General features: G+C 56.8%; 19 protein-coding genes and 5 pseudogenes. 7 read left to right on the top strand and 17 right to left on the bottom strand.

The window, feature by feature from the left end:
- Positions 1-11 precede the first annotated feature (11 nt).
- Both FHX14_RS26255 and FHX14_RS26250 read right to left on the bottom strand, forming a co-directional pair.
- Positions 12-1,637 (bottom strand): MFS transporter, encoded by a 1,626-nt coding sequence (locus tag FHX14_RS26255; RefSeq protein ID WP_184379734.1) that lies wholly within the window; start codon positions 1,635-1,637, stop codon positions 12-14.
- A gap of 138 nt (positions 1,638-1,775) precedes the next feature.
- Positions 1,776-2,579 carry an SDR family oxidoreductase gene (locus tag FHX14_RS26250; protein ID WP_130815653.1) on the bottom strand — a complete coding sequence of 268 codons (804 nt, stop codon included), beginning with the start codon at positions 2,577-2,579 and terminating at the stop codon, positions 1,776-1,778.
- A 469-nt stretch (positions 2,580-3,048) separates the two neighbouring features.
- Between FHX14_RS26250 and FHX14_RS26245 the strand changes: the two genes are divergently transcribed.
- The gene (locus FHX14_RS26245) at positions 3,049-4,200 is read left to right on the top strand and encodes an acyl-CoA dehydrogenase family protein (protein WP_132575143.1); all 1,152 of its coding nucleotides are present in this window, start codon (positions 3,049-3,051) and stop codon (positions 4,198-4,200) included.
- Between the two features lie 189 nt (positions 4,201-4,389).
- On the opposite strand, the pseudogene FHX14_RS33160 reads toward FHX14_RS26245, so the two are convergent.
- From FHX14_RS33160 to FHX14_RS26210, 7 genes and pseudogenes are all read right to left on the bottom strand, one after another.
- Positions 4,390-4,599, bottom strand: a pseudogene (locus tag FHX14_RS33160) (serine recombinase); the annotation flags it as partial.
- A gap of 467 nt (positions 4,600-5,066) precedes the next feature.
- Positions 5,067-5,696, bottom strand: coding sequence for a nucleotidyltransferase family protein (locus tag FHX14_RS26235; RefSeq protein WP_184379730.1), 630 nt, complete (start codon positions 5,694-5,696; stop codon positions 5,067-5,069).
- A 6-nt stretch (positions 5,697-5,702) separates the two neighbouring features.
- Complete coding sequence (locus FHX14_RS26230; protein ID WP_184379728.1) at positions 5,703-6,662, bottom strand: XdhC family protein; 960 nt, start codon at positions 6,660-6,662, stop codon at positions 5,703-5,705.
- Positions 6,652-8,850 carry an aldehyde oxidoreductase molybdenum-binding subunit PaoC gene (gene paoC, locus FHX14_RS26225; RefSeq protein ID WP_184379726.1) on the bottom strand — a complete coding sequence of 733 codons (2,199 nt, stop codon included), beginning with the start codon at positions 8,848-8,850 and terminating at the stop codon, positions 6,652-6,654. The genes FHX14_RS26230 and paoC overlap by 11 nt, the downstream gene beginning before the upstream one ends.
- 5 nt (positions 8,851-8,855) lie before the next feature.
- On the bottom strand, positions 8,856-9,806 hold the full coding sequence (locus FHX14_RS26220) for a xanthine dehydrogenase family protein subunit M (protein ID WP_184379724.1): 951 nt from the start codon (positions 9,804-9,806) through the stop codon (positions 8,856-8,858).
- Positions 9,803-10,441 carry an aldehyde dehydrogenase iron-sulfur subunit PaoA gene (gene paoA, locus FHX14_RS26215; RefSeq protein WP_184379722.1) on the bottom strand — a complete coding sequence of 213 codons (639 nt, stop codon included), beginning with the start codon at positions 10,439-10,441 and terminating at the stop codon, positions 9,803-9,805. The genes FHX14_RS26220 and paoA overlap by 4 nt, the downstream gene beginning before the upstream one ends.
- Before the next feature lie 422 nt (positions 10,442-10,863).
- Positions 10,864-11,567, bottom strand: a pseudogene (locus FHX14_RS26210) (tripartite tricarboxylate transporter substrate binding protein).
- On the opposite strand from FHX14_RS26210, the pseudogene FHX14_RS33155 reads away from it, so the two are divergent.
- Positions 11,543-11,764, top strand: a pseudogene (locus tag FHX14_RS33155) (transposase); the annotation flags it as partial. The pseudogenes FHX14_RS26210 and FHX14_RS33155 overlap by 25 nt on opposite strands.
- A 1,217-nt stretch (positions 11,765-12,981) precedes the next feature.
- Here the strand turns inward: FHX14_RS33155 and FHX14_RS26200 are convergent.
- Positions 12,982-15,273: a methyl-accepting chemotaxis protein gene (locus FHX14_RS26200; RefSeq protein ID WP_246713458.1), complete on the bottom strand. Its 2,292-nt coding sequence runs from the start codon at positions 15,271-15,273 to the stop codon at positions 12,982-12,984.
- Between the two features lie 361 nt (positions 15,274-15,634).
- Between FHX14_RS26200 and FHX14_RS26195 the strand changes: the two genes are divergently transcribed.
- Positions 15,635-16,690, top strand: coding sequence for an aldo/keto reductase (locus FHX14_RS26195; protein ID WP_184379718.1), 1,056 nt, complete (start codon positions 15,635-15,637; stop codon positions 16,688-16,690).
- 162 nt (positions 16,691-16,852) lie between these two features.
- Positions 16,853-17,773, top strand: coding sequence for a LysR family transcriptional regulator (locus tag FHX14_RS26190; RefSeq protein ID WP_184379716.1), 921 nt, complete (start codon positions 16,853-16,855; stop codon positions 17,771-17,773).
- Positions 17,774-17,780: 7 nt separating this feature from the next.
- Here the strand turns inward: FHX14_RS26190 and FHX14_RS26185 are convergent.
- The 7 genes and pseudogenes from FHX14_RS26185 to FHX14_RS26155 form a co-directional block, all read right to left on the bottom strand.
- A pseudogene (locus FHX14_RS26185) lies at positions 17,781-17,942 on the bottom strand (IS481 family transposase); the annotation flags it as partial.
- 193 nt (positions 17,943-18,135) lie between these two features.
- A complete protein-coding gene (locus FHX14_RS26180) occupies positions 18,136-18,273 on the bottom strand; it encodes a hypothetical protein (RefSeq protein ID WP_184379714.1) in 138 nt (45 codons plus the stop codon).
- Between the two features lie 215 nt (positions 18,274-18,488).
- On the bottom strand, positions 18,489-20,018 hold the full coding sequence (locus FHX14_RS26175) for a SulP family inorganic anion transporter (RefSeq protein WP_184379712.1): 1,530 nt from the start codon (positions 20,016-20,018) through the stop codon (positions 18,489-18,491).
- 4 nt (positions 20,019-20,022) lie between these two features.
- Positions 20,023-20,727 (bottom strand): carbonic anhydrase, encoded by a 705-nt coding sequence (locus tag FHX14_RS26170; RefSeq protein ID WP_184380024.1) that lies wholly within the window; start codon positions 20,725-20,727, stop codon positions 20,023-20,025.
- Positions 20,728-21,284: 557 nt separating this feature from the next.
- Positions 21,285-21,569 (bottom strand): hypothetical protein, encoded by a 285-nt coding sequence (locus FHX14_RS26165; RefSeq protein WP_246713457.1) that lies wholly within the window; start codon positions 21,567-21,569, stop codon positions 21,285-21,287.
- Positions 21,570-22,084: 515 nt separating this feature from the next.
- Positions 22,085-22,321, bottom strand: a complete 237-nt coding sequence (locus tag FHX14_RS26160) for a hypothetical protein (RefSeq protein WP_184379710.1) — start codon at positions 22,319-22,321, stop codon at positions 22,085-22,087.
- 147 nt (positions 22,322-22,468) lie between these two features.
- Positions 22,469-22,651, bottom strand: a complete 183-nt coding sequence (locus tag FHX14_RS26155) for a DUF3606 domain-containing protein (RefSeq protein ID WP_184379708.1) — start codon at positions 22,649-22,651, stop codon at positions 22,469-22,471.
- A 337-nt stretch (positions 22,652-22,988) separates the two neighbouring features.
- On the opposite strand from FHX14_RS26155, the gene FHX14_RS26150 reads away from it, so the two are divergent.
- The 3 genes and pseudogenes from FHX14_RS26150 (at position 22,989) to FHX14_RS26140 (ending at position 24,976) form a co-directional block, all read left to right on the top strand.
- The gene (locus FHX14_RS26150) at positions 22,989-23,897 is read left to right on the top strand and encodes a Ku protein (RefSeq protein ID WP_184379706.1); all 909 of its coding nucleotides are present in this window, start codon (positions 22,989-22,991) and stop codon (positions 23,895-23,897) included.
- 11 nt (positions 23,898-23,908) lie between these two features.
- Complete coding sequence (locus FHX14_RS26145; protein WP_184379704.1) at positions 23,909-24,721, top strand: Ku protein; 813 nt, start codon at positions 23,909-23,911, stop codon at positions 24,719-24,721.
- Between the two features lies 1 nt (position 24,722).
- Positions 24,723-24,976 (top strand): annotated as a pseudogene (locus FHX14_RS26140) (hypothetical protein).
- Positions 24,977-25,286: the final 310 nt, after the last annotated feature.

Here is a 25,286-nt window from a genome sequence, read left to right as displayed (position 1 = left end):
GGGCATGTTCTCTAGTGATCCATTCGCGGAGGAAAAGAACTTCGCCAGGTGCCGGCGCTTGGATCACGGATGAGTTCATAATGCACCTCGGGCAGTCCTGGACCCTGATGCAAGTTGCGCAGGTACGCGATAACTTGTGCACCGGCGACAGTGCGGCGGGCGTGAAGACGCTGCGCCTCTGCCCAAGTTGCGACCTTAAACCGCTCGAACCAGACGGTAGGATCTTGTATATCTCTTGATAGAGTCCATCGAAAGGCACCATCCCGGATCCGGTTTCGTCGCTTTTCTCGCATCGCGTCGACGAACTGAGAAGCATCCTCCTCCCTAATCCGGTATGTAACGGTCGTCATGATCGGCCCGCTCGTTAGTACCATATCGAGGTTTGGTTGTGGCGCTGACCATTCCGAATCTTGATCGAGTTTATCGCTGTCAGGTTCTCGAATTCGGAAAGCTAGGCCGAAACTGGAGCCAATTGCCATCACGACCGCCGAAGCCAGCAAGGCAACACTGGTTCCGGACTGCCCTGCGACAAGTCCCCAAATTACGCTGCCGAGGGCATTTCCGCCGAAAACGAACATCTGATATATAGCTATGCTACGGCTGAGTACCCACCGCGGTGAGGAAACCTGAGCCGTGGAGTATAGCGTTACCTGCACGAGGACCCAGGATAGGCCCCCAATCGCGGCGCCGGCCATCGACAAAGGAAGGAAGTGGCTCCAGGCCAAAGTTGCAGCCGAGAGGGCAAAACCCAAGAAACCAATTGCTATGAATGGCTCAATCGATACCTTTTGCCTCAAGTCATCGATGACGACTGCACCTGCTACCGCACCGGCCCCGAAGGCACCCAATAGAATGCCGAATGACTCAGGCCCTCCGTGCAACAAATCCTTTGCGACGAGCGGCAACAGGGCGAGGACTGCTATCGCGGCTACATTGAAGACCGCCGAGCGCAGCATGATCACCACTAGCATCGGCGAAAGCGCGACATATCGTACCCCCGCCAACATGGCGCTGGCGAACGGCTCGGGCGGCAGCGTGCCTGATTTTCTATGGGCGGGCCATCGCCTGGCGACGTCTACCACGCTTAGATTGCTCAGGGCACTGATGACGAAGGCCACAAAGGCACCAGCTATCGTAACTAAAGCACCGCCTATGGCTGGCCCAAGACTGCGCGCAATATTCAGGCTGCTCGAATTCAAGGCGATTGCCGGGACAGCGTCAGTCTTCGAGACGAACTCAAAGATCATCGCTTGCCACCCTGGGTAATACAACGCCCTCCCGCTGCCGATAAGAAAAGTACAGGTTAAGAGGAGCAGCGGTGTGAGTATTTCCAGGTAAGCGCATATCGCAAGAACAATACATACCGACATCAGGAAAGATTGCGACCAAAGAACCAGCTTGCGCTCGCCAATCATGTCAGAAATGGCTCCTCCCGGGAGCGATAGCAACATGACGGGAAGGGCAACGGATGCTTGAACCGAAGCGACAAGCTCGGGCGAGCCATCGAGGGTAGTCATAAGCCAGGAAGCCGCAACCAATTGGATTTGCCATCCGAAATTTGCTGACAACCCCGCGAGCCAATAGACAAGAAACGGGCGTCTCCTGAGTAGCGCGAATGGGGATTGGGCGCGCGGCATAAATTATCCAAGGATCCTACAAGGAAGCGTTCGTATTGGACTTGCTAGTGCGCACGCGACGTCGCCGCGGCTTTAGAATCGCGTTGGTCAGGTCCCATCGAAAAATCAATTAGACCTGCCCAGGCTTCGGATCCCTGGTTAGTAAAGTGATCTAGTGAAGCCACCGTCCACCTGCACATTCTCGCCTGTAATAAAACCAGCGAGATCGGACGCAAAAAACGCAACGGTGGCGGCTAGCTCCTCGGGTTTGCCGGCCCTTTTTAGAGGAATTCGGCTAACTCTTTCTTCGATATTATGGACAGTGTGGTAAGTAGATGTCACTACCACAGCCGGCGCAACCGAATTGACGGTTACGCCATGTTCGGCCATTTCCATGGACAGATGTTTCAGAGCCGCCAGCACTCCCGCACGATAGACAGTTGAAAGAGCGTGATTTGGTAGAGGTTGTTTGATAGATGCTGATGTGATGGCCACAATGCGCCCCCACCCCGGACCAATAAGCAATGGAGCGAGTTTACGCAGTATCAGCAGGGCACCTTTTAGCTGTCCCTGATAGGCATCCTCCCAACGCTGGTCGTCTTGCTCTGCCAGGAAATCAAACATCGGTCGCGGCGGAGGCGGCGTATTGAGCACCAGGATTTGCATCCCACCACCTTTTACGAGTTCATCCCTAAGCCGTTCGACGTCGTCGGAGTTTGTAATGTCGCCTTCAACCGTTTCCACTTTCGCGCCGGGGATCTGGAGCAGCTCTTCACGAGCCTTGTGCAGCTTTTCCGCATTACGTGCGAATATGACTAGCTCGACTCCTTCCGCGGCCAATCTCTCGCAAACCGCGTAGCCTAGCCCTGAACTCCCGCCTATCACGACCGCTCGCTTGCCTGCTATTCCCAGATCCATTTGACACTCCCAATCATAACCGACGCTTATTCTATTGGCGTCCATCTTCTCCGACACCGCGTCTGATGTTTTGCGGTGGTAGCCTTTGTGTCCTGTCCATTCGCTTGAAGCTTTGCCTCGGTAGCCACGACATGTCAGGCTTCAAATGACTTTTCTTTGCGACAACATCAACCAGCACGCCGACGAATCCCACATATGCAATAAAGAGTTCCCACCATTCCGGATTTTTGTCAAATTGAAAAGTCTGATATTCCGCGGCGGTCGTAGGATGATCGGCGCCGTTGATTGCGTTTCGAAGCGTGTTTTGAGGGAGTTATGGGGCTCTGCGGAACTTTGCCACGATGCGTGGGGAGGTAGGACAGGGACTGGTTTCAATCCTTTACAATAAAAATGTTCGGAGTTTTGTAAACCTGTCCTATCATCTGGGATAAGTTTGTATTAGATTAATGCGGACCCTGTTTAATTTTTCCTTAAATCCTGATGCAACATCAGGATGTAGCGAATTGGAGGAACGATGGATTTCGCCCTGACGGATGAGCAGCAGCTTTTTGCAGATAGTGTAAGACGGTTTGCGACCGACAAATTCAAGGAGGGCGCTCTTAAGCGCGCTCATTCAAACGAATATCCTTGGGAGGAGGCGAAAATGATCGCCAACCAGGGACTTCTCGGCATTACCATTAAGCCCGAAGACGGCGGAATGGGCGGAACGCTGATGGATGCTGTTATTGCTATTGAGCAGATGGCGCTCATATGCCCGAAAAGCGCCGACATCATTCAGGCCGGCAACTTCGGGGCGATCCGTACCTTCGCCGAATATGCGAATAATGATCAAAAGAAGAAATGGCTGGGGAAGCTGTTGTCGGGGGAAATGGTCATTTCACTCGGCATGAGTGAGCCCGAGGCCGGTTCGGCCGCCACTGACCTTCGGACATCAGTGAAAGAAGACGGCGACGATTATCTCATCAATGGTCAGAAGGTTTTTGGCACGCACAGCCGAGATGCGTCCTTGTTTCTCGTCTACTGCCGTTTTGCCCCCGGGCTTGATGGTATCGGCTCGATTATCGTAGAGCGCGACGCGCCCGGGTTCACTGTCGGTGAGCCGTCGCAGTTCATGAGCGGGGAAGAATGGTGCCCACTCTATTTCGAGAATGCTAGGGTGCCAAAGAAGAACCTTCTTCTTGGGCCCGGCGGCTTCAAACAGCAGATTGCGGCATTCAATGTAGAGCGGATTGGCAACACCGCGCGCTCGCTCGCGATTGGCCGCCATGCCTACAATCTTGCGCGGGATTATGCCATCGAACGAAAGCAATTTGGCCGCCCACTGTGCGAATTCCAGGGTATGCAATGGAAATTCGCCGATATGGCTATGAAGCTCGAGTCCGCACAGTTACTCTTATATAAGGCAGCGGTCGGGGCAGATACGGGATTACCGTCGGCATATGACACGACGCTTGCAAAATTGGCGTGCAATCAGGTCGGCTTCGAGGTCGCCTGTGAGGCAGTCCAGATCATGGGTGGGATGGGGTATAGCCGAGAGACTCTCGCCGAATACTGCATGCTGCGCACAAAGGGGTGGATGATTGCGGGCGGTTCGGTTGAGATGATGAAGAATCGAATGGCAGAGTTCATATTCGATCGGCGTTTCAGCCAACGACTTGCCAAGTAAGGAAGCTGAGGCGCGGCATAGCTACGGCGGGATAGGGGTGGCGTAAGCAGGCCACTTGCGTCTACCGCACTACGCTACGTCGGCGCTCTTGGCCACCTGTAAAATTGATCGCAGAGCTAGTCGCTTCTGCGATCGATATGCATGGTGCCGTATCTTATTTCCAGAACAGTCCCGAGTCGCGGCATCCCGAAGCGCTTTGCCGCCGCGGCCCGATTTGACCCCGCCGGCGCGGGCCATAATTATTGAGCGCGAGTTGCTGTTGGGTTGCGCTCGCAGTCGTCCCAGGTGATGTAACCTTCGTGATGCTCCCTGATCATCGCCTCCCAGGTTCCAGCCGGCTTGCCATCGATAACTCCGCCGCGCGCGACCATCGAAGATGGCAGTTCGCTTCTCGCTCTTTTCCATGGACGTAGAACAAGCTCCGCAGGGCGATGATCGATCCGGACAGGCGTCCACTTCGCGGCATGATCGAGATCGACGAGACGAATGTTCCGTTCCGCCGTAAGGATGAGCCAGAAGGCGGTGGTCAGGGACGCAGTCCATCGGCAAGATTTTCATGATTGGGGCGGTTGAAGTTGAGGCTGGAAAATATCCAGCACGATGCCGTCTGCAGCGAATCGTCAACATCAATCGCGAGAGCCTACACGCCTTCATCCGGGACAACACCGTTGTCGGCAGCCTGCTCGTTACGGATGGAAACACTGCTTACAGGAGCTTGGAAGATCTGCGATCAGGAGGCGGCCAGACAACAAATAGCAAAGACGACAGGCTGGGATTAGAGCCCACAACCGTTTGACGTTATGAGGGTATTTCATCAATCGGCAGCGAATACGCAGAGGCGCTCGGACGAGAAGAAATCTCGTCCATTAGTTGGCTTCCGGCTGCGCGCCAAAAGCAAATAGTTGCTCTGCGGTGTCGATGTCCATCTTTGCGCTCACGCCGATCTCAACGTCGATTACGTCGAGAGCAAACTGCGAAATTATCGCACGAGCGCCGTTGTCACCGCGAAGACCTTGGAGTGCCGCAAAGGCCGAGCGTGGGAAAATAACAGGATTGCCCGGGACCCCGTCGCATGCCGCTCGGACGATGGCCTTGGCACTGCTCGTCCGAAAAGCACCAATGAGCGTGACGAGGTCCTTTGTTTTGAGTAGCGGCATGTCTGCAAGCATGATCATGATGCCATCGGGATCGAAATCGGCGGCGCGCCTGACGCCGAGCACGATCGAACTTGCCATGCCATCAGCGTAGTGGAGATTTCTTACAACGCTCAATTCGAGCCCCGCAATTTCGGCCTCGATGTCAGTACCTCGATATCCGGTCACCATCACGACCGAGCCACTCTCGCAACCGGTCGCGGCCAAAGCAGCCAAGCGAACTAGGGTCACGCCACGAAATCGCGCCAGGAGCTTGTGTCCGGAGCGCTCCATTCTGCTCGATCTCCCTGCCGCTAGGACAACGACCGCAACCGAAATCAGCGCATTCTGGAGCGGTGCCATGGTGCCTCACGCGTAGATGGACAAGCGCGTAGCTGCAACATCGGCCAAGACGGACAGGCCAAGTGAGTTGGCGTCACGAGTTGGTCCGAACACACCGATCGGCGCTTTTATCCGACGGATTTGCGCCTTCGAGAACCCGGAACTGTCGAGCCTATCTACTCTTTTGCGGTGGGTGCGAGTACTTCCCAACGCACCGATGTAAAACGCGTTCGAGCGCAGTGCTGCGTGGAGAACCCTCTGCTCCGCATCGAGGTCGTGGTGGAGAAGAACTACGGCGGTGTACTGATCGATATCGGGCAGGCCACTTTCCCTTGTCGTGTATGCGACGACCTCATGCCCGGATGAATTGGCGATAGAAGCGACCCGCTCGGCCTCGACGCTCTGACCGGAGATCAAAACACGCGTGCGGGGCCGATAAATTGTTTCGAAGGCGTCATCGACACAGCCGGCCCTTTCCGGCGGTTCAATAATCTCAAGCTGTTCTCGTGATCTCGTGTAGCGCAGGCCCGCACTCCGGCGTTGGTCAAGCTCTGCAATGACCTGGCTCAGCACCTTAGTGCCGTGCAGCACGTGAATCGACACCGTGATCCCGCCACCACACGGCAGGACAATATCGAAAAAGGGAGAGCCTTCTCCGTACTTAACCTCCCGGTCTTTGTTTTCACTGAGCGCGTCGAGCGCCTCGGCAGCAACCGCCGCTTCTATGCAGCCACCGGACACATAGCCACAGAAACGTCCATCAGCCGCAATGACGACGTGGGATCCGAGTGCGCGCGCGGCTCCTCCCCTGATTTCGACCAGGGTGGCAAGCGCCACCCTGCCCCGAGCAAGCTCCCTGATCGCAAAGCGAAATATCTCTTCCACATCATCAGTGAGCAACGATCGGACCGGCGTCGGCCTTACTACAGCTTCGCTGACCTCGTGCGGATGGATATCCGGGAGTGCGGTGATATCCTCATGCAACATCCGGCAACCCGCCTATGATTTTGTCGAGGGTCATAGGATAGTGACGCACTCTCACCCCGGTAGCGTTATAGATCGCGTTCGCGACGGCGGCCGAAACACCACAAAGTCCGAGTTCGCCAACGCCCTTGGCCTTCATCGGCGACGACATCGGATCTGCCTCATCCATGAACACCACTTCCTGGTGGGGAATGTCGGCATGGACAGGAACTTCATAGCCCGCAAGATCGTGGTTGACGAAGAAACCCTGCTTGGTATCGACCGCCAGTTCCTCGGACAGGGCTCCACCTACCCCCATCGTCATGGCACCGATGACCTGGCTGCGAGCAGTTATGGGGTTGAGGATTCGGCCGGCGGCGCAGACTGCCAGCATACGCCGAATGCGCGTTTCACCCGTGGCGACGTCGACGCCGACTTCCACGAAGTGGGCACCAAAGGTCGACTGTTGATGCGTGTCAGCCAGATCACCCCATTCCATATTGTCTTCGCCAATCAGCCCGTCGGGACCGGCTGCTTCGGCGAGTGCGACCGAACGGTCGCCCGATCGTACCTGTCCATTCTCGAACACCGCGTCATCCGTGTTGAAGCCGAGTTTCTGTGCTACCGCCTCACGGAGCTTCACGCACGCGGCATAGACGCCCGAGGTGGAACAGTTCGCCCCGAACTGCCCGCCGGAACCCGCTGAAACCGGAAACCGCGAGTCGCCGAGCTGAACGGCCACCCGATCCACCGGGAGACCCAGCATCTCAGCCGCCGTCTGCGCGATGATGGTGTAACTGCCTGTACCTATATCCGTCATATCGGTTTCGACCGTTGCTATTCCGTCCGCGCCGAGCCGAACCCGGGCCGCAGACGGGAGTAGAAGATTGTTCCGGAAAGCCGCTGCGACACCCAAGCCGATGAGCCAATTTCCTTCCCGACGCGAACCTGGCTTCCCGCGTTGGCTCCAACCGAAGCGTTCCGCGCCGAGCTTGAGACAACCGACCAGGTTCCGCTGTGTGAATGGTCGTTCGGGCTTCTCAGGATCGACCTGAGTATCGTTGAGAATGCGGAATTCGACAGGGTCGACGCCCACCTTTTCGGCGATCTCGTCGATTGCGATCTCGAGCGCCATCAATCCGGGTGCTTCGCCCGGCGCTCGCATCGCATTGCCTTCCGGCAGATCAAGTGTCGCCAACCTCATCGCCGTCATGCGGTTCTCGCCGGCGTAAAGCAGCCGGGTTTGATTGACTGCCGTTTCCAGCTGGCCTCCCTTCTGGTCGCCAGACCAGCTTTCATGGGCAATCGCGGTGATCTTTCCATCCCGGGACGTGCCGATGCGGATACGCTGGATGGTCGCTGGCCGATGGGTCGTGTTGTTCGGCATGAAAGGACGCGGCAGCGCGACCTTGACCGGTCTGCCTGCGGCCTTTGCTCCGAAGGCGGCCAGCACGGCATCGGCTCGCAGAAACAGCTTGCCCCCGAACCCGCCGCCGATGAACGGCGACATCAGATGAATATTGTCCTTGTCTATGCCAAGAGTGGTCGCCAGATCGGATCGCCACCAATCAATCATCTGGCTGGAAGTCCACACGGTCACCTTGTCGCCGTCCCAAGCGGCGATCGAAGCGTGCGGCTCCATCATCGAGTGGGACTGGTCGGGGGTCGTGTAGGACTGGTCCAAGGTCACGGAGGCGTTCGTGAAGGCCCCCTCGAAATCGCCGACGGCTGTGTCGGGCTGCTGCTTCTCGTCGGGCTTGACGGCGCTGTCCTTGGCCTTCGCCAGGTCGAAACTCCCCATCGCGGTTTCGTAATCGATCTTGATGAGCGAAGCGGCAAAGCGCGCCTGCTCAAAGGTTTCGGCGACCACCACCGCCACCGCCTGGTGATAGTGCTGGACTTCATCGCCTCCGAAGAGATTGGCCGTGTTGAACTTGCCCTTTTCGCGCTTTCCCACGTCCAAAGTGGTCACAACCGCTAGAACGCCGGGGGACCGCTTTGCGGCATCGATGTTCATTGACCGGATTCGGCCCTTAGCGATCGAGGAACCGACTGGATAACCGTAGGCATAGGGGACCTTCGGATCATGCCACTCATAGGCATACATCGCTCGGCCGGTCGTCTTCAGTTGACCGTCAATGCGGGGGATGGGCTGTCCGACGACCTTCATTTGATCGATGGGATTGTTGACTGCTGGTGTGTCGAATTTCATGGTCGTTATCCCCTTGCCTCTGCGATCACCGAGCCGATCGTTCGTTCCACAAGGGTCACCTTGAAGCGATTTTGCTCCGTTGGGCGTGCGTCGGCGAGCAGTGCTGCGCTCGCGGCTTTTGCCCCGCTCTTCAGCTGCTGGTCCCCTGACTCTGTCCGCCATGGCTTGTGAGCGATGCCGCCGACAGCAACGCGGCCGGTTCCATCCGGTTCGATCACTGCGGCGACGGATACGAGCGCAAACGCGTAAGAGGCGCGATCGCGCACTTTACGATAGATATGCTTGCCGCCAATCGGCTTGGGAAGCGTTACTGCAGTTATGAACTCGCCGGGCTCAAGCACTGTCTCGATGTGAGGCGTATCGCCCGGAAGCCTGTGGAAGTCTGCGATTGGGATCGATCGGCTACCGCCGTGTCTTTTGACTGTTTCGACCGTCGCGTCGAGCGCCCGCATTGCGACCGCCATGTCGCTGGGATGGGTGGCAATACAGGATTGGCTGCTTCCAACGACTGCATGTTGGCGGGAGAACCCACCGATTGCAGAACATCCACTGCCCGGCTGCCTTTTGTTGCAGGGTTGATTGGTGTCGTAGAAATACGGACAGCGTGTGCGTTGCAGGAGGTTGCCTGCCGTAGTGGCTTTGTTGCGCAGCTGGCCGGATGCCCCAGCGACAAGAGCGCGCGTAAGCAAACCGTAATCCCGGCGGACGCTTGCGTCACTTGCCAGATCAGTGTTGCGAACCAAAGCGCCGATGCGCAGCCCCCCTTCGGACGTCGGTACAATTTTATCGAGGCCAATGCCGTTTACGTCAATGAGATGCGGGGGCTGCTCGATTTCGAGCTTCATCAAGTCCAGAAGATTGGTGCCGCCAGCGATGAATTTCGCTTCCGGATTGGCTGCGGCTGCTGTCGCTGCCGCCTGCACCGTCGTGGCGCGTTCATAGGTGAAGGGTCTCATGCCTTAATCCCCCCAACTTCAGAGATTGCGTCTAGAATGTTGGAGTACGCGCCGCATCGACAGATGTTTCCGCTCATACGCTCCCTGACTTCCGCAGCGGTGAGTTCAACCTTTGCCGAGATGTCTTGGGTCACGTGGCTAGGGATATTCGATTTGATTTCCTCCAACACCGCCACGGAGGAACAGATCTGTCCGGGGGTGCAGTAACCACACTGGAAGCCGTCGTGTTTGACGAATGCGGCTTGCATCGGGTGAAGGTCGCCGGGATGTCCGAGGCCTTCGATGGTTGTGACCTCGTCACCCTCGTGCATGACGGCCAATGTCAGGCAGGAATTGATCCGACGTCCGTCCACCATTACGGTGCATGCGCCGCACTGGCCGTGATCGCAGCCCTTCTTCGTGCCTGTCAGATGAAGGTGCTCGCGTAAGGCATCGAGCAAGGTCGTACGATTGTCGACCTTGAGATCGCGCAGCTCGCCGTTCACCTTGAAGGAAACGCTTGTGTTGAAATTCATTTCTTTCCCCGAGGATTGTGCCGCTGCCCCTTTTGCAGCAACTCCAGTAACGGCGAGTGCCGCCGCCGAAGAGACAAGCAAGTCTCGACGTGAAAGTTCCAAATGTGAGTGATCTCTCATCTCCAGCTCCATTCGTTGCTGATGGCCTGGCGCATTCCGAGAAACGCCGTCTCCCAAGGTAGGGCTGCTGAAAAAAATGATTAGGTACGATATCTTGCTAACGGTTATCGAACACGCTCATCAATCGGACGCGATAACGAGCAACCGGCGACGGCATAAATTCGCTGACCACGTGCCCGGCATGCTCATCGGATGAGCCACCCCCGTCAGCGGTATAGACCAACCAATGGACGAGGCTCGCCTCACAACCTGCGAGGCCGAGCGCGACGCTCGCAATTTCGGAAGCTTTAGCCATCCTGCCCGCCGGCGCGTCAGCGTTCATGGTGTTCCTGAGATGGATCGGCAACGCACGAGATCGATTAACTGAGTTCGTGTGGCGTGAGCGTGTGCCCGGGCCAGATGCCCGGACACACCATTTGAATTCAGCCGTCGAGCTTGATGTTCAGCGAACGGATCAGAGGCTGCCAGGTGGCTTTATCGCTTGCCCATCGCTGAGCCATGGTTTCGGGGTAGCTCGGAGGCATGTCGAGACCAAGCTCGGCATAGCGGGTCTTCACCAACGGGTCCTGCAAAGCCTTGCCGAGTGCCTGAGACAGGGTTGCGACCACGTCGTCCGGCGTAGCCTTGGGCACAATCAGCGAGTGCCAAGCCCCAGCCTGAAGCCGGGCACGCCCTGCTCCGCCATCGTCGGAACGTCAGGAAGCACCGTCAGGCGCTTTTCCGAGAAGACGGCGATCGCTCGGATTTTGCCATCCTTGATTTGCGAATTGGCCGTCGTGTAGTCGATCACGATACTGTCAACAATACCGGCTAGGACGTCATTCAACGCGGGAGCTATGCCCTTGTATGCCACGTGCTTGAGATGCGCGTTTGCGTCGCGGGCGAGACGCTCCATCGCGAGGTGGAGTGGCGTGCCGATCCCGGGGCTTGCGTGAAGGATCGGTTCTGGCGCACCCCTAGCTTTATCAGATATTCGGCGTTTAATCGGCGAGTTGTTTGGAACGCAAAGCAAGAGATTGATGCCGGCGTACATTCCGACCGGGCGGAAATCTCGGTCAGGGTCGTATTGGATTTTAGGGTAGACGACCGGATTGATGATCAGTGTGCCATTGTCCGCGCTCCCCACCGTGTACGGAAGATCGGGGTCATCAAGCGATCAACCTGAGCGCAGTGGATGCACCACTTGCGCATGAAGTCCTACCCTGGGTGCATCGGCTCTTCTCCAACTTCAAGAGATGGAGCTACGGAACCTACCATGGCGTCCGCGATAAGCACGTCGACATCTACGCCAACGAGTTCGTCTTACGTCGGAATCGCCGACGGCATTTCCAGACCAACGTCGATACCAGCCTTGGTCTCGGACAGCGAATCGGCCGATCAACCTGGCGCGATATCGTCGGCGACACGCGGGAATGGAAGGCCGCACACGAGGACCAGATTCTCGACATGGTCCGGCCCGAGAGGCTCGACCGCGCCAAGGACTACGCCGTGGAACACGGTTGCGGTATTTAGACGCCCTCGACGAGGTCAGACGGCAGGAGAAGCGTTGGCGGTACGGACGAAGGAAACCGAAGCGCTCCGCGTTCCCGCCGAGGCGGATGGGCGAGGAGAGGAACACGAGGCGGTACGTCCACCCACCACGCCTAGCACCAACGGAGATCGCGAAAGGCTATCTCCGCCATATTCCCGTTGGCTCGAAGATCACGGGTGGTCGGACCGCCTCACCGCACACGGCCGACACTATGCTTTAGGCCTCAGAGGACAATACGCTTAACTTATGCGGGCCGACATCACGTTCCAAAACGCTCCAGCCAAAAGCGGTGTAAAAGGTTTCCAACTCTTGATGGCAGCATATGTACGAGACCCGATATCCCAGATCGGCAGCAGCTTTTGCCGCTGCATCGACGAGTGATTTTCCTCCCCCACGTTTGCGTTAATTCTCCTCCACCCAAACGGCCGCTATCCATGGCTTGTATTGTTGCCGCTCCTCCAAATCGCAATCGATGAGGAAGGCTGATCCGAGATAGCCGCTTTCGTCATGAGCAACGAGCGCCGTCGGAAGAGCGATCACCGACCATTTCGGTCAGATGATGTGTAATGTCGGAAAGATGAAGACCCGCGTCTTTCCACCACGCATTCCATGTCCGAACAGCTATAATTGGACCGAAATTTTGATGGTGCCGATAGTCCGCAACCTGAGGCATCTAACACTCCTCCTGCAGGGGTGTCTTCGTAGTGCATGTAAAATTTCAACCACTGCATGCGCTGAATCGGCAACGGCACGTTAAGCGCCACATCAAGCTGAACCACCTGTGAATGCAAATATTCTGCGGAACGCCAACAGAGACTCTTTGGAGAGAATCGGCTCGTTAGTGCTTCAAGAGTTCGGATCAAAGACAGCAAATTCATTTTCGCTGTCGATTTCTTCGACAGGCACACCGGCACAACTAATTGTGGCCACCTGTGCGAACGGGATAAGCCATTATAGTTGATGAGCAAGAAGGCCCACCAACAGCTTCTCGATTGGCGCCAGCGTGACGTCATCCGTACCGACGCTTGGCTCCCTCTCTACCGAGGCTTTGCGAGATCGTAGGCCCCTCGGTGCGGCGGTGGGACAACCGGAACTGGGACACCAGTTCGTGCAAAGCAGCCACTTCCTGAGCCAGGCCATGGGTGGCCGCCGTAGTCTCTTCAACCATTGCGGCGTTTTGCTGAGTATCTTGATCCATCTGGTTCACAGCGATGTTTATTTGCTGAAGGCCAGAGGACTGCTCCTGAGCAGTTTCTACGATCGCGGCAACATGAAAACTAATTTCCTGTACCTCAGACACGATATTCTCGAGTGCATGTCCCGTTTCGCGCACAAGGTGCACCCCCTGCCCGACTTGCTCATTTGATGTATTGATCAAGATCTTGATTTCTTTGGCTGCATTGGCCGATCTCTGTGCCAGCTCCCGCACCTCCTGTGCAACGACGGCAAACCCTTTACCCGCATCTCCGGCGCGCGCAGCTTCGACCCCAGCATTCAACGCCAAAAGGTTCGTTTGAAACGCAATCTCATCGATCACGCCAATGATATTTGAAATCTCTGAAGAGGATTTCTCAATCCGCTCCATCGCGGTGACAGCGTGGCGCACGATTTCTCCAGAATTCTCAGCGTTATTCTTCGTGCGTAAAACAAGGCGACCGGCCCCCTGTGCGCTTGCCGCTGATGTCTTTACGGTCGTCGTGACTTCTTCGAGCGCGGCTGCGGTTTGTTCAACAGCGGCGGCTTGCTGTTCCGTGCGCCTCGCAAGATTATCAGCTGCGGATCGAATATCCTTCGCCTCCCCATCAATGTTCATGGTGCTTTGCACGACCTGTGAGAGAGCTGCCTCCAGTTTTTCGGCGGTGATATTGAAGTTGTCACGGGCCGAGACTAGGCTTTCTACGAAGGAGTCGCTTATCCGATATGCTAGATTGCCTTCCGACAATTGCAGAAGTCCAACGGCGAGGTTCTCAACGGCGAATTGCAGTTCGGATGCCTCTCTCGCCTTTTGCTCCTCACGATCTACCCGCTGTTTATCGGCCAGCTTACGGCTGGCATCCGCTCCCTCCTGCAACGTTTGGCGTTCGATCGCATTGGAGCGAAAGACTTGGACGGCTTTCACCATATCTCCAATCTCGTCTCTTCTCGTATTAGCATCGAAATCTTCATTCAAAACTCCATTTGCCAAACTTCCCATAGTGGATGAAAGTCTCTGAATGGGCTTCACCACCATCCTGTTAATGAGCCATCCGAGAAGAAGAACAAGAACGAGGACTGCTAGGAAGGCTATGCCTATGGCAACAAGCTGCCGATGGAGTGGTGCATTGATCGTCGCTACCGGTACATCCACGACAGCAACCCAACTGGTGTTGAAATCTGGTATTTTAAATGGGAAGAACATGCGCCGTACTGCCGTCCCGTCTTTCCACATGTAATCCTCCACAAATTGTGGAGAGCCCGTGGCCAGAGCGGCGTCCAGTTGAGCGCGTCCTTGCGCCTCTTCGTACGGTTTCGCTAGGAGACCATTATCAGAATTAACCACCCAATTGCCTGTTTGCGACAGGAGGGAAATTCTGCCGGTTCCCATTGGGGCCATTTGTGCGATGTTGCTGGACAGTTGTGCCAAATTTAAATCGTAGCCCTGCAGTGCTACTTTGCGATCGTTAGCGACAATCACCCGCCCGGACGTGATGATGACCGGATGGCTCGCAATTGGAGAAATCCACGGCTCGGTCAGAATCCATTTCTGCGGCGTCTCAACTGGGATCCGATACCAGTCCGCGCTCTCTACGCGCTCGAATACGGTATAAGTTAGAGAGCCGCTTTCTTCACGGCTTATAGCGATGGAAACCAGGCCTTCTTTGTTAATGGGCGCATGCTCCGTAGTATTGCCCGGGCTTTGAGCAAACTTCGAGCCCGGCAAGGACAGGAACCAGGCATTGTATCGCTCGGGGAAGGTTTCCATCTGTGCTTGCATGGCGTTTCTTATTGAAACTGGATCAAGAATTCCTTGTTCGTATTGCATGCCGAGCAACGCAACCGTAGCGGCGGTAAGGCCTTTATATTCAGCGATAAGCGCTTTGACCTGATTGGACGCTTGCGCAGCCTCCTGCCTCATTATTTCGCCGGACATGCTTTCCAAGTTAGATTTGGAGCTGAGCCATACAAAACTGCCAGCCGGAACCAGGGTCACGGCAAGCAAAAGACTCATCGCAATTACGATCTTTGTTCGGATCGACTTGTAGCCCGGTACTTTCATCTCATCCCTCATAATCGGCCCGCCATTAGATTTTTCATAGAACATGTGCAGTAACAGCCTCATCCGCTAATAGCCGTGTGCACTGGCTTGCACTAGGCGTGATGAAAATGCTCGTTTGTCTCGACCGCGGCTTGACTTAACATTATATCCCATAATAAGAGATTAACTACAGAACCCGTACGGGCGACTTTTAGCGTTCATGCTTTCCAGACAAGCGAAGAGCTGCCGCGCGCCGAAGGAACCGTCGGAAGCTCAAAGTGAATTTGGGGGATCCATCTCGGTAAAGGCTGTGTGACAAGTGCCATATCCGTGCTCTTGGCATACATCCGATAAAGGGTGTTGATCTAATGAGAGTGTAACTGGGCAGTAACGCGATCTAAATAGGTGGGAAGAAAGGGAGGTTCTTATGGAATACCGATTACTTGGACAAACAGGTCTCAAAGTCTCGACCATTACAATGGGCACGATGACTATCGGCGGGAAGAACTGGGCCAAAATGACGGGCGATCTTGGTGTCAATGAGGCACGCCGTCTGGTCGATATGTGCTTGGATGCGGGTGTGAACTTAATTGACACGGCCGATATCTACTCCGATGGAACGTGCGAAGAGATCCTGGGTGAAATTATTGGCGGCCCCCGCAAGAACGGCGTGTTGATTGCAACAAAGGCGCGGTTCCAAATGGGAGCAAGTCCGAACGACGCTGGGGCTTCTCGATATCACCTTATTAACGCATGCGAAGCCAGTCTGAAGCGCCTGAAAACGGATGTTATCGATCTCTACCAGTTGCACGAACGGGACGGATTGACGCCTCTGGAAGAAACGATGGAGGCTCTGGATACACTCGTTCGCCAGGGCAAGGTGCGCTATATCGGCTGCTCCAACTTCTCCGGCTGGCATATCATGAAGGCTCTTGGTATCAGTGAGCGCGATAGGCGAGCCCGATTTGCCAGCCAGCAAATCCACTACACTCTTGAGTCCCGCGATGCGGAATATGAGCTTCTCCCGATTAGTATCGATCAAGGTCTAGGTGTCCTTGTGTGGGCGCCGATTGCCGGAGGCTTGCTTTCAGGTAAGCATCGGCGAAATCAGGAAACGCCGGCGGGCACGCGGCAATTTGCCGGCTGGACAGAACCGCCGATCCGCGACGAAAATCGCCTCTGGAATATCGTCGATGAACTGGTCAATATTGGTGAAAGTCGAGGCGTCTCGGCCGCTCAGGTGGCCCTCGCTTGGACGCTTGGACGACCTGGCGTCACCTCGGTGATCGCGGGCGGGCGAACTGAAGCCCAGTTTGCCGACAACCTCGCGGCGGCTGACTTCAAACTTTCCGTTGAAGAACGCGCCAGATTGGATCTCATCAGTCAGCAGCCACTGATCTATCCTTACTGGCACCAGCTAAATGCGCGTGACCGTCTCAGCGAAGCAGACCTCTCTCTGCTCCGTCCGCATCTTGGGGAATGACAGACGTGACGCTCCATTCAAATGGAGCGTCACCAACACTGATGTTGTGTTCCACTGCAACGAGCCCGTACGAGGAATATGAGTAGTCCCATATTGTGGGATAGCAAACAAAATAAGGAAGTGCAGTTTGACAGAGCTCATTGTGTATGGAGGAGAAACACAATGGATCCCAAAAAGCTTCTATATATGAAGTCCGTTGTTGAGCACGGCAGTTTCAGAAAAGCAGCCAAAGAGCTGCAATTATCCCAACCAGCACTCTGTTCTTCAATGGACAGGTTGGAAGCTTCGCTTGGCGTTAAGCTCCTCGAACGTGGTCCGATGGGTGTGATTCCGACGTCCGCCGGTGAGCTGCTTTATTCTCGAGCCTGGTTTATCCAAGACGAGATGGATGTGGCAGAAAAGCAGATCCTCGAAGATCGATGTGGGATCCCACGACGTCTCACCGTTGGTGCAATTGTCAGCCTTGTCGCCAACGTCGTTCCCCGCGCCGTCTGCAAGTGGCGCGCCCAGTATCCTTCAGTTCCACTCAGAATTTTCGAAAACGCGCATCCCGAGCTGTTGGTCGGACTGCAGCGTACGGAACTTGATTTTATCATCGCACAAACGGGCTGTTTCGAAAACGTCGAAGGCATCAAGCAACGCGTCTTGTTCAGGGATCGCCTCGTTGTCCTCTGCAGACCGAACCATCCTGCCCTAAGAGGGCTTATTGCTTGGCCAGAGTTGATCAAGTATCCGTGGGTGACCCACCTCGTCGGTCGTAACATCTCGCCGGTGGAACAGGTTACCTTTGATGAAGGTGTGAGCGTTCCAAATCAGCTTAGCGAATGCAATTCCGTGAGCTTTATGATAACGATGATTGAAAATTCCGACAATCTCGGCATGCTTCCTGAACATGCTGTCGCGACGGAACTCCTTGAAGGCAGGCTTGTCGCTCTTCCGATCACATCGCGAATTCTAAGCCGAGATATAGCCGTGTTCTTCCGTGAGAGGTCTTTACTCGATGCGCCTCGTCGCAGCTTCATTGATTGTGTCGCAGAAGCCGGTGCTCGACTTGATAGGGCAGCGAGAGCGGTGAGGCACTAGTGGGCGGCATGCTCAAGAAGTTGTCTCGGTTGAGGTCGAGGCGACTGATGGGTGTTTATGCCGCGCGGGCGATGCCAATTGTACGTATGGGTCCAGCTTGGCAGATGGGCTTTTCGGTGCTCGGATGACGGATAGGCGCTGAATAGGCCCGCTCTCGCAAAGCCGTCTGCGCTCCGCCTTGCCAGTGGATTTGAACTGCCGGCCTGTCCACGATTGGCTAGGTGTGTTCCGGGCGTGCAAATATTAGATCAGACGCAGTTTCGCTAACATTTGATCGTGATCGTTCGACAAGGCAGGCCCGAAGGGAGATCGATTTTCGCCCGGCCGTATATCTGCTCAATGAAGGATGTCCAGTGCCCCGGTCATGAGTATTCCGGCAGGTATTCTTGTTGAAAAGCGATGCGGCGGGCATGTTTGCACGGCAAGCCGCCGACCGGTGGGGCGCCCCAATTTCTTCCTTGGCGACGAATGTCACGAATTTTGGTGCTGACCTCGTTCATTGCCGCCTCAATTCGTCATATGAGGTTCGAGTGGGGTGCCGCGTGCCGCTCATCGAGATGTTAACATCAGATAGCGAGGTCGCGCCGGAGACGATTGCCGGAGGCTTGTCGATTTCCCTTGAAGTCAAAGTAATCGTCTACGTGACGAGTCGCGCTAAGGAATTGATTTCCACGCTGCTGGGCGGAAGGGCATTGGATTTGCCCTCCTCGCAGGTTCAGGCGGCTTCGGCTGAGAATCGGTCAAACAGCGGCTTGAGGCGGGGATGACGGGCGGCCCGGGGCGGGTGGATCTCGACGATTCGGCCAGATTTCGTCTCGCGCCGGAGCCATTCGCTAATCGTCTCAGCACTCGTGTGATCCATGTAAAATAGGTGTTTGCCGATGATATTTACTTTGCGGCCGTCGGGTAGCCCTTCGAACGTGCTGAGGAGCGCCGGCACGTCTTTGCAGGTTACCGCTCCGCGCAAACGGATATGAATTTCGTCGTCGATCTCAGCATGCCTGATCACAAGCTTTCGGCGCAGATAGGGGAGAATTTCCAGAATCGACAGCGCAAGGCCCAGCGCCACGCCGACCAGCAAATCCTGCAGGACGACCATTGCCACCGTCACTGCCCAGATCCCGACCGGTACAAGACCATGGTGCTCGAACAAGTGACGCACATGGTGGAGACTGATCAGCCTCCAGCCAGTGACGAGCAGTACGGCGGCAAGCGCCGTCAACGGCACCATTCCCAACACGCCCGGTAAAAGCGCGACCAACGCCAGGATCCAAACGCCATGTAATATTGCCGAGGTGCGCGTGCGAGCTCCGGCCTGGATATTGGCCGATGATCGAACAATGACACCCGTGATCGGCAATGCCCCGAGCAATCCACAAAGGCCGTTACCGACGCCTTGGGCGAATAGTTCCTTGTTGAAGCGGGTACGTTCTCCATCGTGCATTCGGTCGACGGCGGCCGCGGAAAGAAGGGTTTCGGCGCTTGCAATGACGGCAATCATCAACGTCATTAAAATAATGCCCGGCTGCACAAGCTGGGCCATATTCCCGGCCGTCGGAAAGGATATGCTATCAACTAGAGAGGCGGGCAAGTCCACGCGGGCGATCGGGAGTGCAAGCGTGGTTGTCAAGATTGTAGCGGCAGCAACACCGACAAGAGCTCCCGGGACGAGCGACAGTGATTTCGGGCGGAATTTCTCCCAACACACCATCGCAAGGAGAGCGATAAGGCCGACCAACAGTGCGAGGGCCTCGCTGGTGACATTGGGGCCTGTTAACCGGCTGACGCTCTCGTCGATGGCGGTGACGTTCTCTATGCCACCTGCTGCGGGCATGGCACCCATGAGAACATGGATCTGTCCCAGGATGATCAAAATGCCGATGCCGGCCAGCATCCCATGAACCACCGCCGGAGAAATCGCTCTGAACCAGGAGCCAACTCTCAGGAACCCCGCCACGATCTGCAGAAGTCCGACAACGAGCAGCACAGGACCGAGCATGGCAATGCCATGCTGTTCGACGAAGCCGAAGACGATGACGGCTAGACCGGCGGCCGGCCCGGAGACCTGAAGAGGCGAGCCTGCCAGCAGGCCCACGAACAGCCCTCCTATGATACCGGAGATAAGCCCCATGGCCACTGGAACCCCGGAGGCGATCGCAATTCCCAAGCAGAGCGGAATGGCGACAAGGAAAACCACCAGAGACGAAGCGAGGTCGCGCGCGAATTCAGAAACGTTTTTTGTCATGGCGCTACTCCCCGGCAAGCGCTGCGGCAATCCGCGGCATGACATGCGGATGGCCCCGTCCTGTGAAGGCGACCGGCAGCGGTTCCCCCTCCTGAGCCTCCGTGAACCTCGCCAGAACCCCGTCATAGACTAGGACCTCGCCCGTCCCGATGTCGAAGAACCAGCCGTGCAGCGTGATCTCGTTGGTCGCAAGCTTCGCAGCTACCGACGGATGGGTCTTTAGATGGTCGAGCTGCACAAGGACGTTTTCCATTGCTACCGCTCGCACGCGGTCACCTTCGGAGAGATCGTCGGGATAGGCCTGGCAAACAATCGAATAAGCGGCGTGGCTGTGCCGCAGCCAGGCCGCGACATTCGGCATTGGTTCCAGCATTTGTGGGTGGCACAGCCCTTTCTTCGCCCCGCAATCGGAGTGACCGCAGACAACAATGTCGCTGACGCCGAGCGCCAGGATGGCATATTCGATTGCGGAAGAGACCCCACCATTGAGGGTCGAGAAGGGGGGAACGATATTGCCGGCATTACGGCAGACGAAGAGATCGCCGGGTCCGGACTGCGTTATGGTTTCCGGCATCACGCGGCTGTCGGCACAAGATATCATCAGGGCATGTGGCTGCTGGCCCTCGCGCGCCAGCTTGCGGTAAAGCGCCGAATGACTCGGGAACACGGCGCCGCGAAAGCTGGAGATGCCTTTCAGGAGATCACCCATATTCGGATCCTCTTTCTGGCCGGACAGTGGGAGGATTGTCTCGTCCGGCGGGTTGCAGAAGCGATCTGTTCGCACGTGCACAATAAAGGACAAGACGAGAGCAAAAGAAGAGCCCCACAGCATATTGCATTGCAACATTTGTTGAACAAATGTGAACTGCTGTTGCCGCTGATATCGCCCAATGCCTGATCGCGCTGGCGAACAGGGAGTTCACGGCCCCTGACTGGTCGTCGGCTCTACAGGTCGAACTGCATCCTTCTTCGTCCCGAAGGCTCTAACCGAGCGCACCGCAAGCTCGGCATCGTCACCCAGGCATGGGCGCCGATCGGCGGCGTCAAGCGCCACTGGGTGCAGGAAGGCCAGGATCCGCAGGACCCGCTTCGCTATCAGGCGGTCACCGCGCTGGCGTAGAAATAGGGCAAGACCGCCGGCGTGAGACCGGACGTCGAGCACTACTCCTATTGCCCGCTCAGTTTCCAGCTATCCCCAGACGGGCAGGCTACGCCGTTGAAGCGCGTGATGGCGTCGAGAGATTGCCCCATCCGTCAGGCCCATCGTTACTGGGATCGATCAATATCTGCCACTTCGCGAAGGGTTGCCGAGATATTCGCTTGGGAAAATGTGACGACGCCTTTTGCCACGATGTCCAGGCGGACGATCGCATCATCTTCGGTACCACTGCCAGGGATGCCAGCTTGCTCGCGCAGAGCGCGTACCGTGGTGATCGCACGAAGTAATAAACTCTCGATTTCGACCGCGGTCAGGCGGTCGACTTCATTCGCCTCCCTTACGAGTTCTGGACGAACCCCGGGGACTCTGCTCGTCTCCGCGGTTATCGTCATCGTCCCTCGAATTCAGCGCCGGGCAGCCAACCGCGCGTATAGCCTTTGCTGATGCATGCCCGAGCGATTGCGAGCTGTTAGCACAGCCGTTCACGATCCTGGAGCAGAGCATCGATGGTTGCGCGTGGATCACCCGTGCCAGGCCATAGCTGCGTCGATGGGGTTGATTCCGGTGTCATATGACGTTCAGCAAGCATGTCGGATCCTCGTCAGTTCAGGAAGAGCATGCCCGGAGACAATGTTGCGGCAGCGAAGCGGCCTATGCAACGGCGCGACAGCGCGAGCACTGAAAAGCTAGGCACCAGAACGAGTCGTAGCAAGGATTCTTTGCACGCTTAGTAGGTCACAAGATGCGGCGTATCCTGAGGCTAGCGACCAATCCCGCCGGTACCATGTTGCCTGGAATGAGCTGCTCGGCAATCGACCAAGGGGAATATGTCGACGACTGCAAGAACACGCGGTCGGATCACACGCAGTGCGAATTCATCGACTTCAGCCCGATCTGATTTGGCCCGTCAATGCACTGAGCTCGAAGATGGCGCGTTTACGCGCGTGGCGGCCAGCCCGACGTAAGTGCCGATCAGGACGGTCGCCATCTCCTCTACCGAGCGACAGCCCTCGTTGTAGAGTTCAATGGCGGCATCACACAAAAACGAGGACGCTTGATCGTCCCACTCCACCTCGTAGTACCGATACCATTCACGGACCGCCTTCGACATCAGCAGGTGGTCGTTCTCTATGCACTTGGACATGCGTTACCCCAGACATGGAGGCGGCAGGCTTGCGTGGCTATGACTGTTCGTTACGAGATAGCGGCGTCGCCATGATCCCAGTTTAGGAAAGCCAGGAGACCCCCGGGACCTGCCTCCTCCGTGGACGGAGCAACGTCGTTCGGCCGCCTAACGGCGGTCAATCTCGGCCTCGGCCTTCTGCCTTGAGTTGCCAGCGCTCTTCACGGCCTTCTTGACGGCATCTTTCGAGACGCCCTCCTTCTTTGCTTCGTACTCGACCTCGTGATCCTGGCCGCCGGCCACGCGGGCTCGATCCTGTGCGCGGCCTCGGGATGTCGGTGTCTGTGCCATCGGGCTTCTCCTTCGAGTGAAACGTCCGCAGTAGAAACTCACAACGATTTCGGCGGTTCCCGAGAGATAGTGAATGATGATTGCGCTTGAACCAGCTGAGGAATTCCCTAAGCGAGGTCCCCGGCATGGTGCTGGAGGAAGCAGGTTGCTGTGGCTCTCGAACTAAACAATCTCCACCGCTTTCCACTACTGCCGGGCGCAATTCGACGCAGCGGAGACGGTGGAATCAATTTGGGAGAGAAATTCTGTAAAGTATTGAAAAATGATTCGTTTTGAGTCGGAACGAATCACCCTGACACGTCTTTGAGTCGCGGATTAATGATTCGGAGTATTTGTCATGCCGTCAGGACAGCGTGCACAGTGGAAAGGCTTTCTGAAGTTCGGCGAGGTAAGCTGCGGCGTCGCTCTCTACACGGCAGCCTCGACTAGCGACCGCATCACCTTCAACACCATCAACAAGGCCACGGGCAACCGCGTCAACCGCATCTTCATCGACAGCGAGACCGAGGATCCGGTGCCGAAGGAAGCCCAGACCAAGGGCTTCGAGATCGAGAACGGCCAGTACATCATCATCGATCCTGAGGAAGTTTCCGCCGCGATCCCTGAGAGCAACAAGACGCTCGAGATTGAGGCGTTCATCCCCTGCTCCGACGTCGACGACGTCTACTTCGACAAGCCTTACTACCTCACGCCCGACAAGATGGGCGGAGACGCGTTCGCGGCTCTCCGCGATGCGATGAAGAAGTCGATGGTCGCGGCCATCGCCCGCACCGTCCTATTCCGTCGAATGCGTACGGTGCTGATACGGCCGCATGGCAAGGGCCTGATCGCCAGCACGCTCAACTACGACTACGAGGTTCGTTCCTCCGAGAAGGCTTTCGAGGAGATGCCCAAGCTGAAGATCCAGGGCGAGATGCTCGATCTGGCCAAGCACATCATCAGCACCAAGAAGGGCGAGTTCGATCCGGCGACCTTCGACGACCGCTACGAAGCCGCCCTTGCGGACCTGGTGAAGGCGAAGCTGGAAGGCAAGTCGCTTCCGAAGCCGAAGAAGGTGCAGGTCTCGAAGCCCAACGATCTGCTGGCCGCGCTCCGCGAGAGTGCTGGCATGATGAGGGCCGCTGACGACAAACCGAAACGCACTGCGGCCAATGCCAATCAAGGCACTGGCAGGCAGCGCGCCGCGCGCGGAGTGGCTTCGAAAGCCGCCTCTTCCGGGGCCGCTCCGCGGCGCAAGGCCAGCTAGGGGGATAGATCATGGCTCCGAAATATTACTGGAAAGGCTATCTCAAACTTTCCCTCGTCACCTGCCCCGTGGCCATGACCCCGGCCACCAGCGAGAGCGAGAAGGTTCGCTTCCATACACTCAACAAGGAGACGGGCAACCGCGTCGTCTCTCGGTACATCGATTCCGTCACGGGCAAGCCCGTCAAGGACGAGAACGAAGCCAAGGGCTACGCCCGCGGGGAGAACGACTACGTTATTCTCACCGAGGACGACCTGGATGCCGTTGCGCTCGACACGGTAAAGACGATCGACATCGACAAGTTCGTCCCGGCCGACAGCATCGAGTGGATCTACCTTGAGAAGCCGCATTACCTGATGCCGGACGACGCCGTCGGCAACGAGGCCTTCGCGGTGATCAGGGATGCCATGAAGGCCGACAAGGTTTTCGGCGTGTCGAAGCTCGTGATGGGCCGCCGAGAGCGGGCGGTCGTCCTGGAACCGCGCGGTGAAGGCATCGTGCTCTGGACGCTGCGTTTCGGCGACGAGGTTCGGCCGGAACAGAACTATTTCGAAGACATCGACGAGCAGGCCGATCCGGATCTCATTCCCCTTGTGCAGCAGCTCATCAAGCAGAAGGCCGCGCGTTGGTCTCCGGACATGGTCAGCGATCCAATCCAGGAGAGCCTGCTGCGGCTCATCGACGAGAAGAAGAAGCTCCTCAAGCCGAAGAAGGCCGCCAGGGGTAGGAAGGAGGAAGCCGCTCCTGCTTCGAACGTGGTGAACATCATGGAGGCACTTCGCAAGTCGGTGGCAACAGATCTCAAAAACAAGAGGGCGGGATGACATGCATCTGGCAGATACGAGGATCGAGCACCACGCCGGCGGCTGGAAGATCGATTTCATCGGAGATGACGGCCACGCCGTCTCTGTAAAGGTCGCCGACGAGCACGCAGTCAGCGCTGATGAAGCCCTCGAAAGAGCGAAGGCCGTGATGGTGCAGTTGACCGCATACGGAACCCGAGGTGGGGCCGTGGCCTCACCGCATTCAGCAACGGCAATTTCGACGACGACAAACCGCTTCTGGACACCCGGCATTAGCTGCCAAAGCTTCGGCCTCCTCCAATCCGACGGACAGCCATTGCGCCGGCGCAACAGGCCATTGCCTGTCGGCAACTCATTGTGACCGCCAAACCGGCATGAAGGTCAACACTAACATCGCCGATACGAGATCCAGGTAAACACTCAAATTGCCTGACGTCGCGGCGACCTTCAAACGGCAGAATGCATCATTGCCAATGTGCTAGGGCGACAGCGCTCTGATGTCCGTTGTCAATGCTTTAGGCGCGAGGAACCGACCGCCCAAACGAACGGCTGTTCATGATGATGATCGCGTATGGGTGGAGGCGGA

The sequence above is a fragment of the Rhizobium sp. BK619 genome, from assembly GCF_014195245.1.
Taxonomy (GTDB): domain Bacteria; phylum Pseudomonadota; class Alphaproteobacteria; order Rhizobiales; family Rhizobiaceae; genus Rhizobium; species Rhizobium acidisoli.
Note: the sequence above shows the minus strand (reverse complement) of the source record. Positions and strands in the feature narration are given on the sequence as shown.

Coding starts and splice junctions, on each gene's coding strand:
- FHX14_RS26255 (WP_184379734.1), bottom strand. CDS start 1,637: ATGCCGCGCGCCCAATCCCCATTCGCGCTACTCAGGAGACGCCCGTTT.
- FHX14_RS26250 (WP_130815653.1), bottom strand. CDS start 2,579: ATGGACGCCAATAGAATAAGCGTCGGTTATGATTGGGAGTGTCAAATG.
- FHX14_RS26245 (WP_132575143.1), top strand. CDS start 3,049: ATGGATTTCGCCCTGACGGATGAGCAGCAGCTTTTTGCAGATAGTGTA.
- FHX14_RS26235 (WP_184379730.1), bottom strand. CDS start 5,696: ATGGCACCGCTCCAGAATGCGCTGATTTCGGTTGCGGTCGTTGTCCTA.
- FHX14_RS26230 (WP_184379728.1), bottom strand. CDS start 6,662: ATGTTGCATGAGGATATCACCGCACTCCCGGATATCCATCCGCACGAG.
- paoC (WP_184379726.1), bottom strand. CDS start 8,850: ATGAAATTCGACACACCAGCAGTCAACAATCCCATCGATCAAATGAAG.
- FHX14_RS26220 (WP_184379724.1), bottom strand. CDS start 9,806: ATGAGACCCTTCACCTATGAACGCGCCACGACGGTGCAGGCGGCAGCG.
- paoA (WP_184379722.1), bottom strand. CDS start 10,441: ATGAGAGATCACTCACATTTGGAACTTTCACGTCGAGACTTGCTTGTC.
- FHX14_RS26200 (WP_246713458.1), bottom strand. CDS start 15,273: ATGTTCTATGAAAAATCTAATGGCGGGCCGATTATGAGGGATGAGATG.
- FHX14_RS26195 (WP_184379718.1), top strand. CDS start 15,635: ATGGAATACCGATTACTTGGACAAACAGGTCTCAAAGTCTCGACCATT.
- FHX14_RS26190 (WP_184379716.1), top strand. CDS start 16,853: ATGGATCCCAAAAAGCTTCTATATATGAAGTCCGTTGTTGAGCACGGC.
- FHX14_RS26180 (WP_184379714.1), bottom strand. CDS start 18,273: ATGAACGAGGTCAGCACCAAAATTCGTGACATTCGTCGCCAAGGAAGA.
- FHX14_RS26175 (WP_184379712.1), bottom strand. CDS start 20,018: ATGACAAAAAACGTTTCTGAATTCGCGCGCGACCTCGCTTCGTCTCTG.
- FHX14_RS26170 (WP_184380024.1), bottom strand. CDS start 20,727: ATGGGTGATCTCCTGAAAGGCATCTCCAGCTTTCGCGGCGCCGTGTTC.
- FHX14_RS26165 (WP_246713457.1), bottom strand. CDS start 21,569: ATGACGATAACCGCGGAGACGAGCAGAGTCCCCGGGGTTCGTCCAGAA.
- FHX14_RS26160 (WP_184379710.1), bottom strand. CDS start 22,321: ATGTCCAAGTGCATAGAGAACGACCACCTGCTGATGTCGAAGGCGGTC.
- FHX14_RS26155 (WP_184379708.1), bottom strand. CDS start 22,651: ATGGCACAGACACCGACATCCCGAGGCCGCGCACAGGATCGAGCCCGC.
- FHX14_RS26150 (WP_184379706.1), top strand. CDS start 22,989: ATGCCGTCAGGACAGCGTGCACAGTGGAAAGGCTTTCTGAAGTTCGGC.
- FHX14_RS26145 (WP_184379704.1), top strand. CDS start 23,909: ATGGCTCCGAAATATTACTGGAAAGGCTATCTCAAACTTTCCCTCGTC.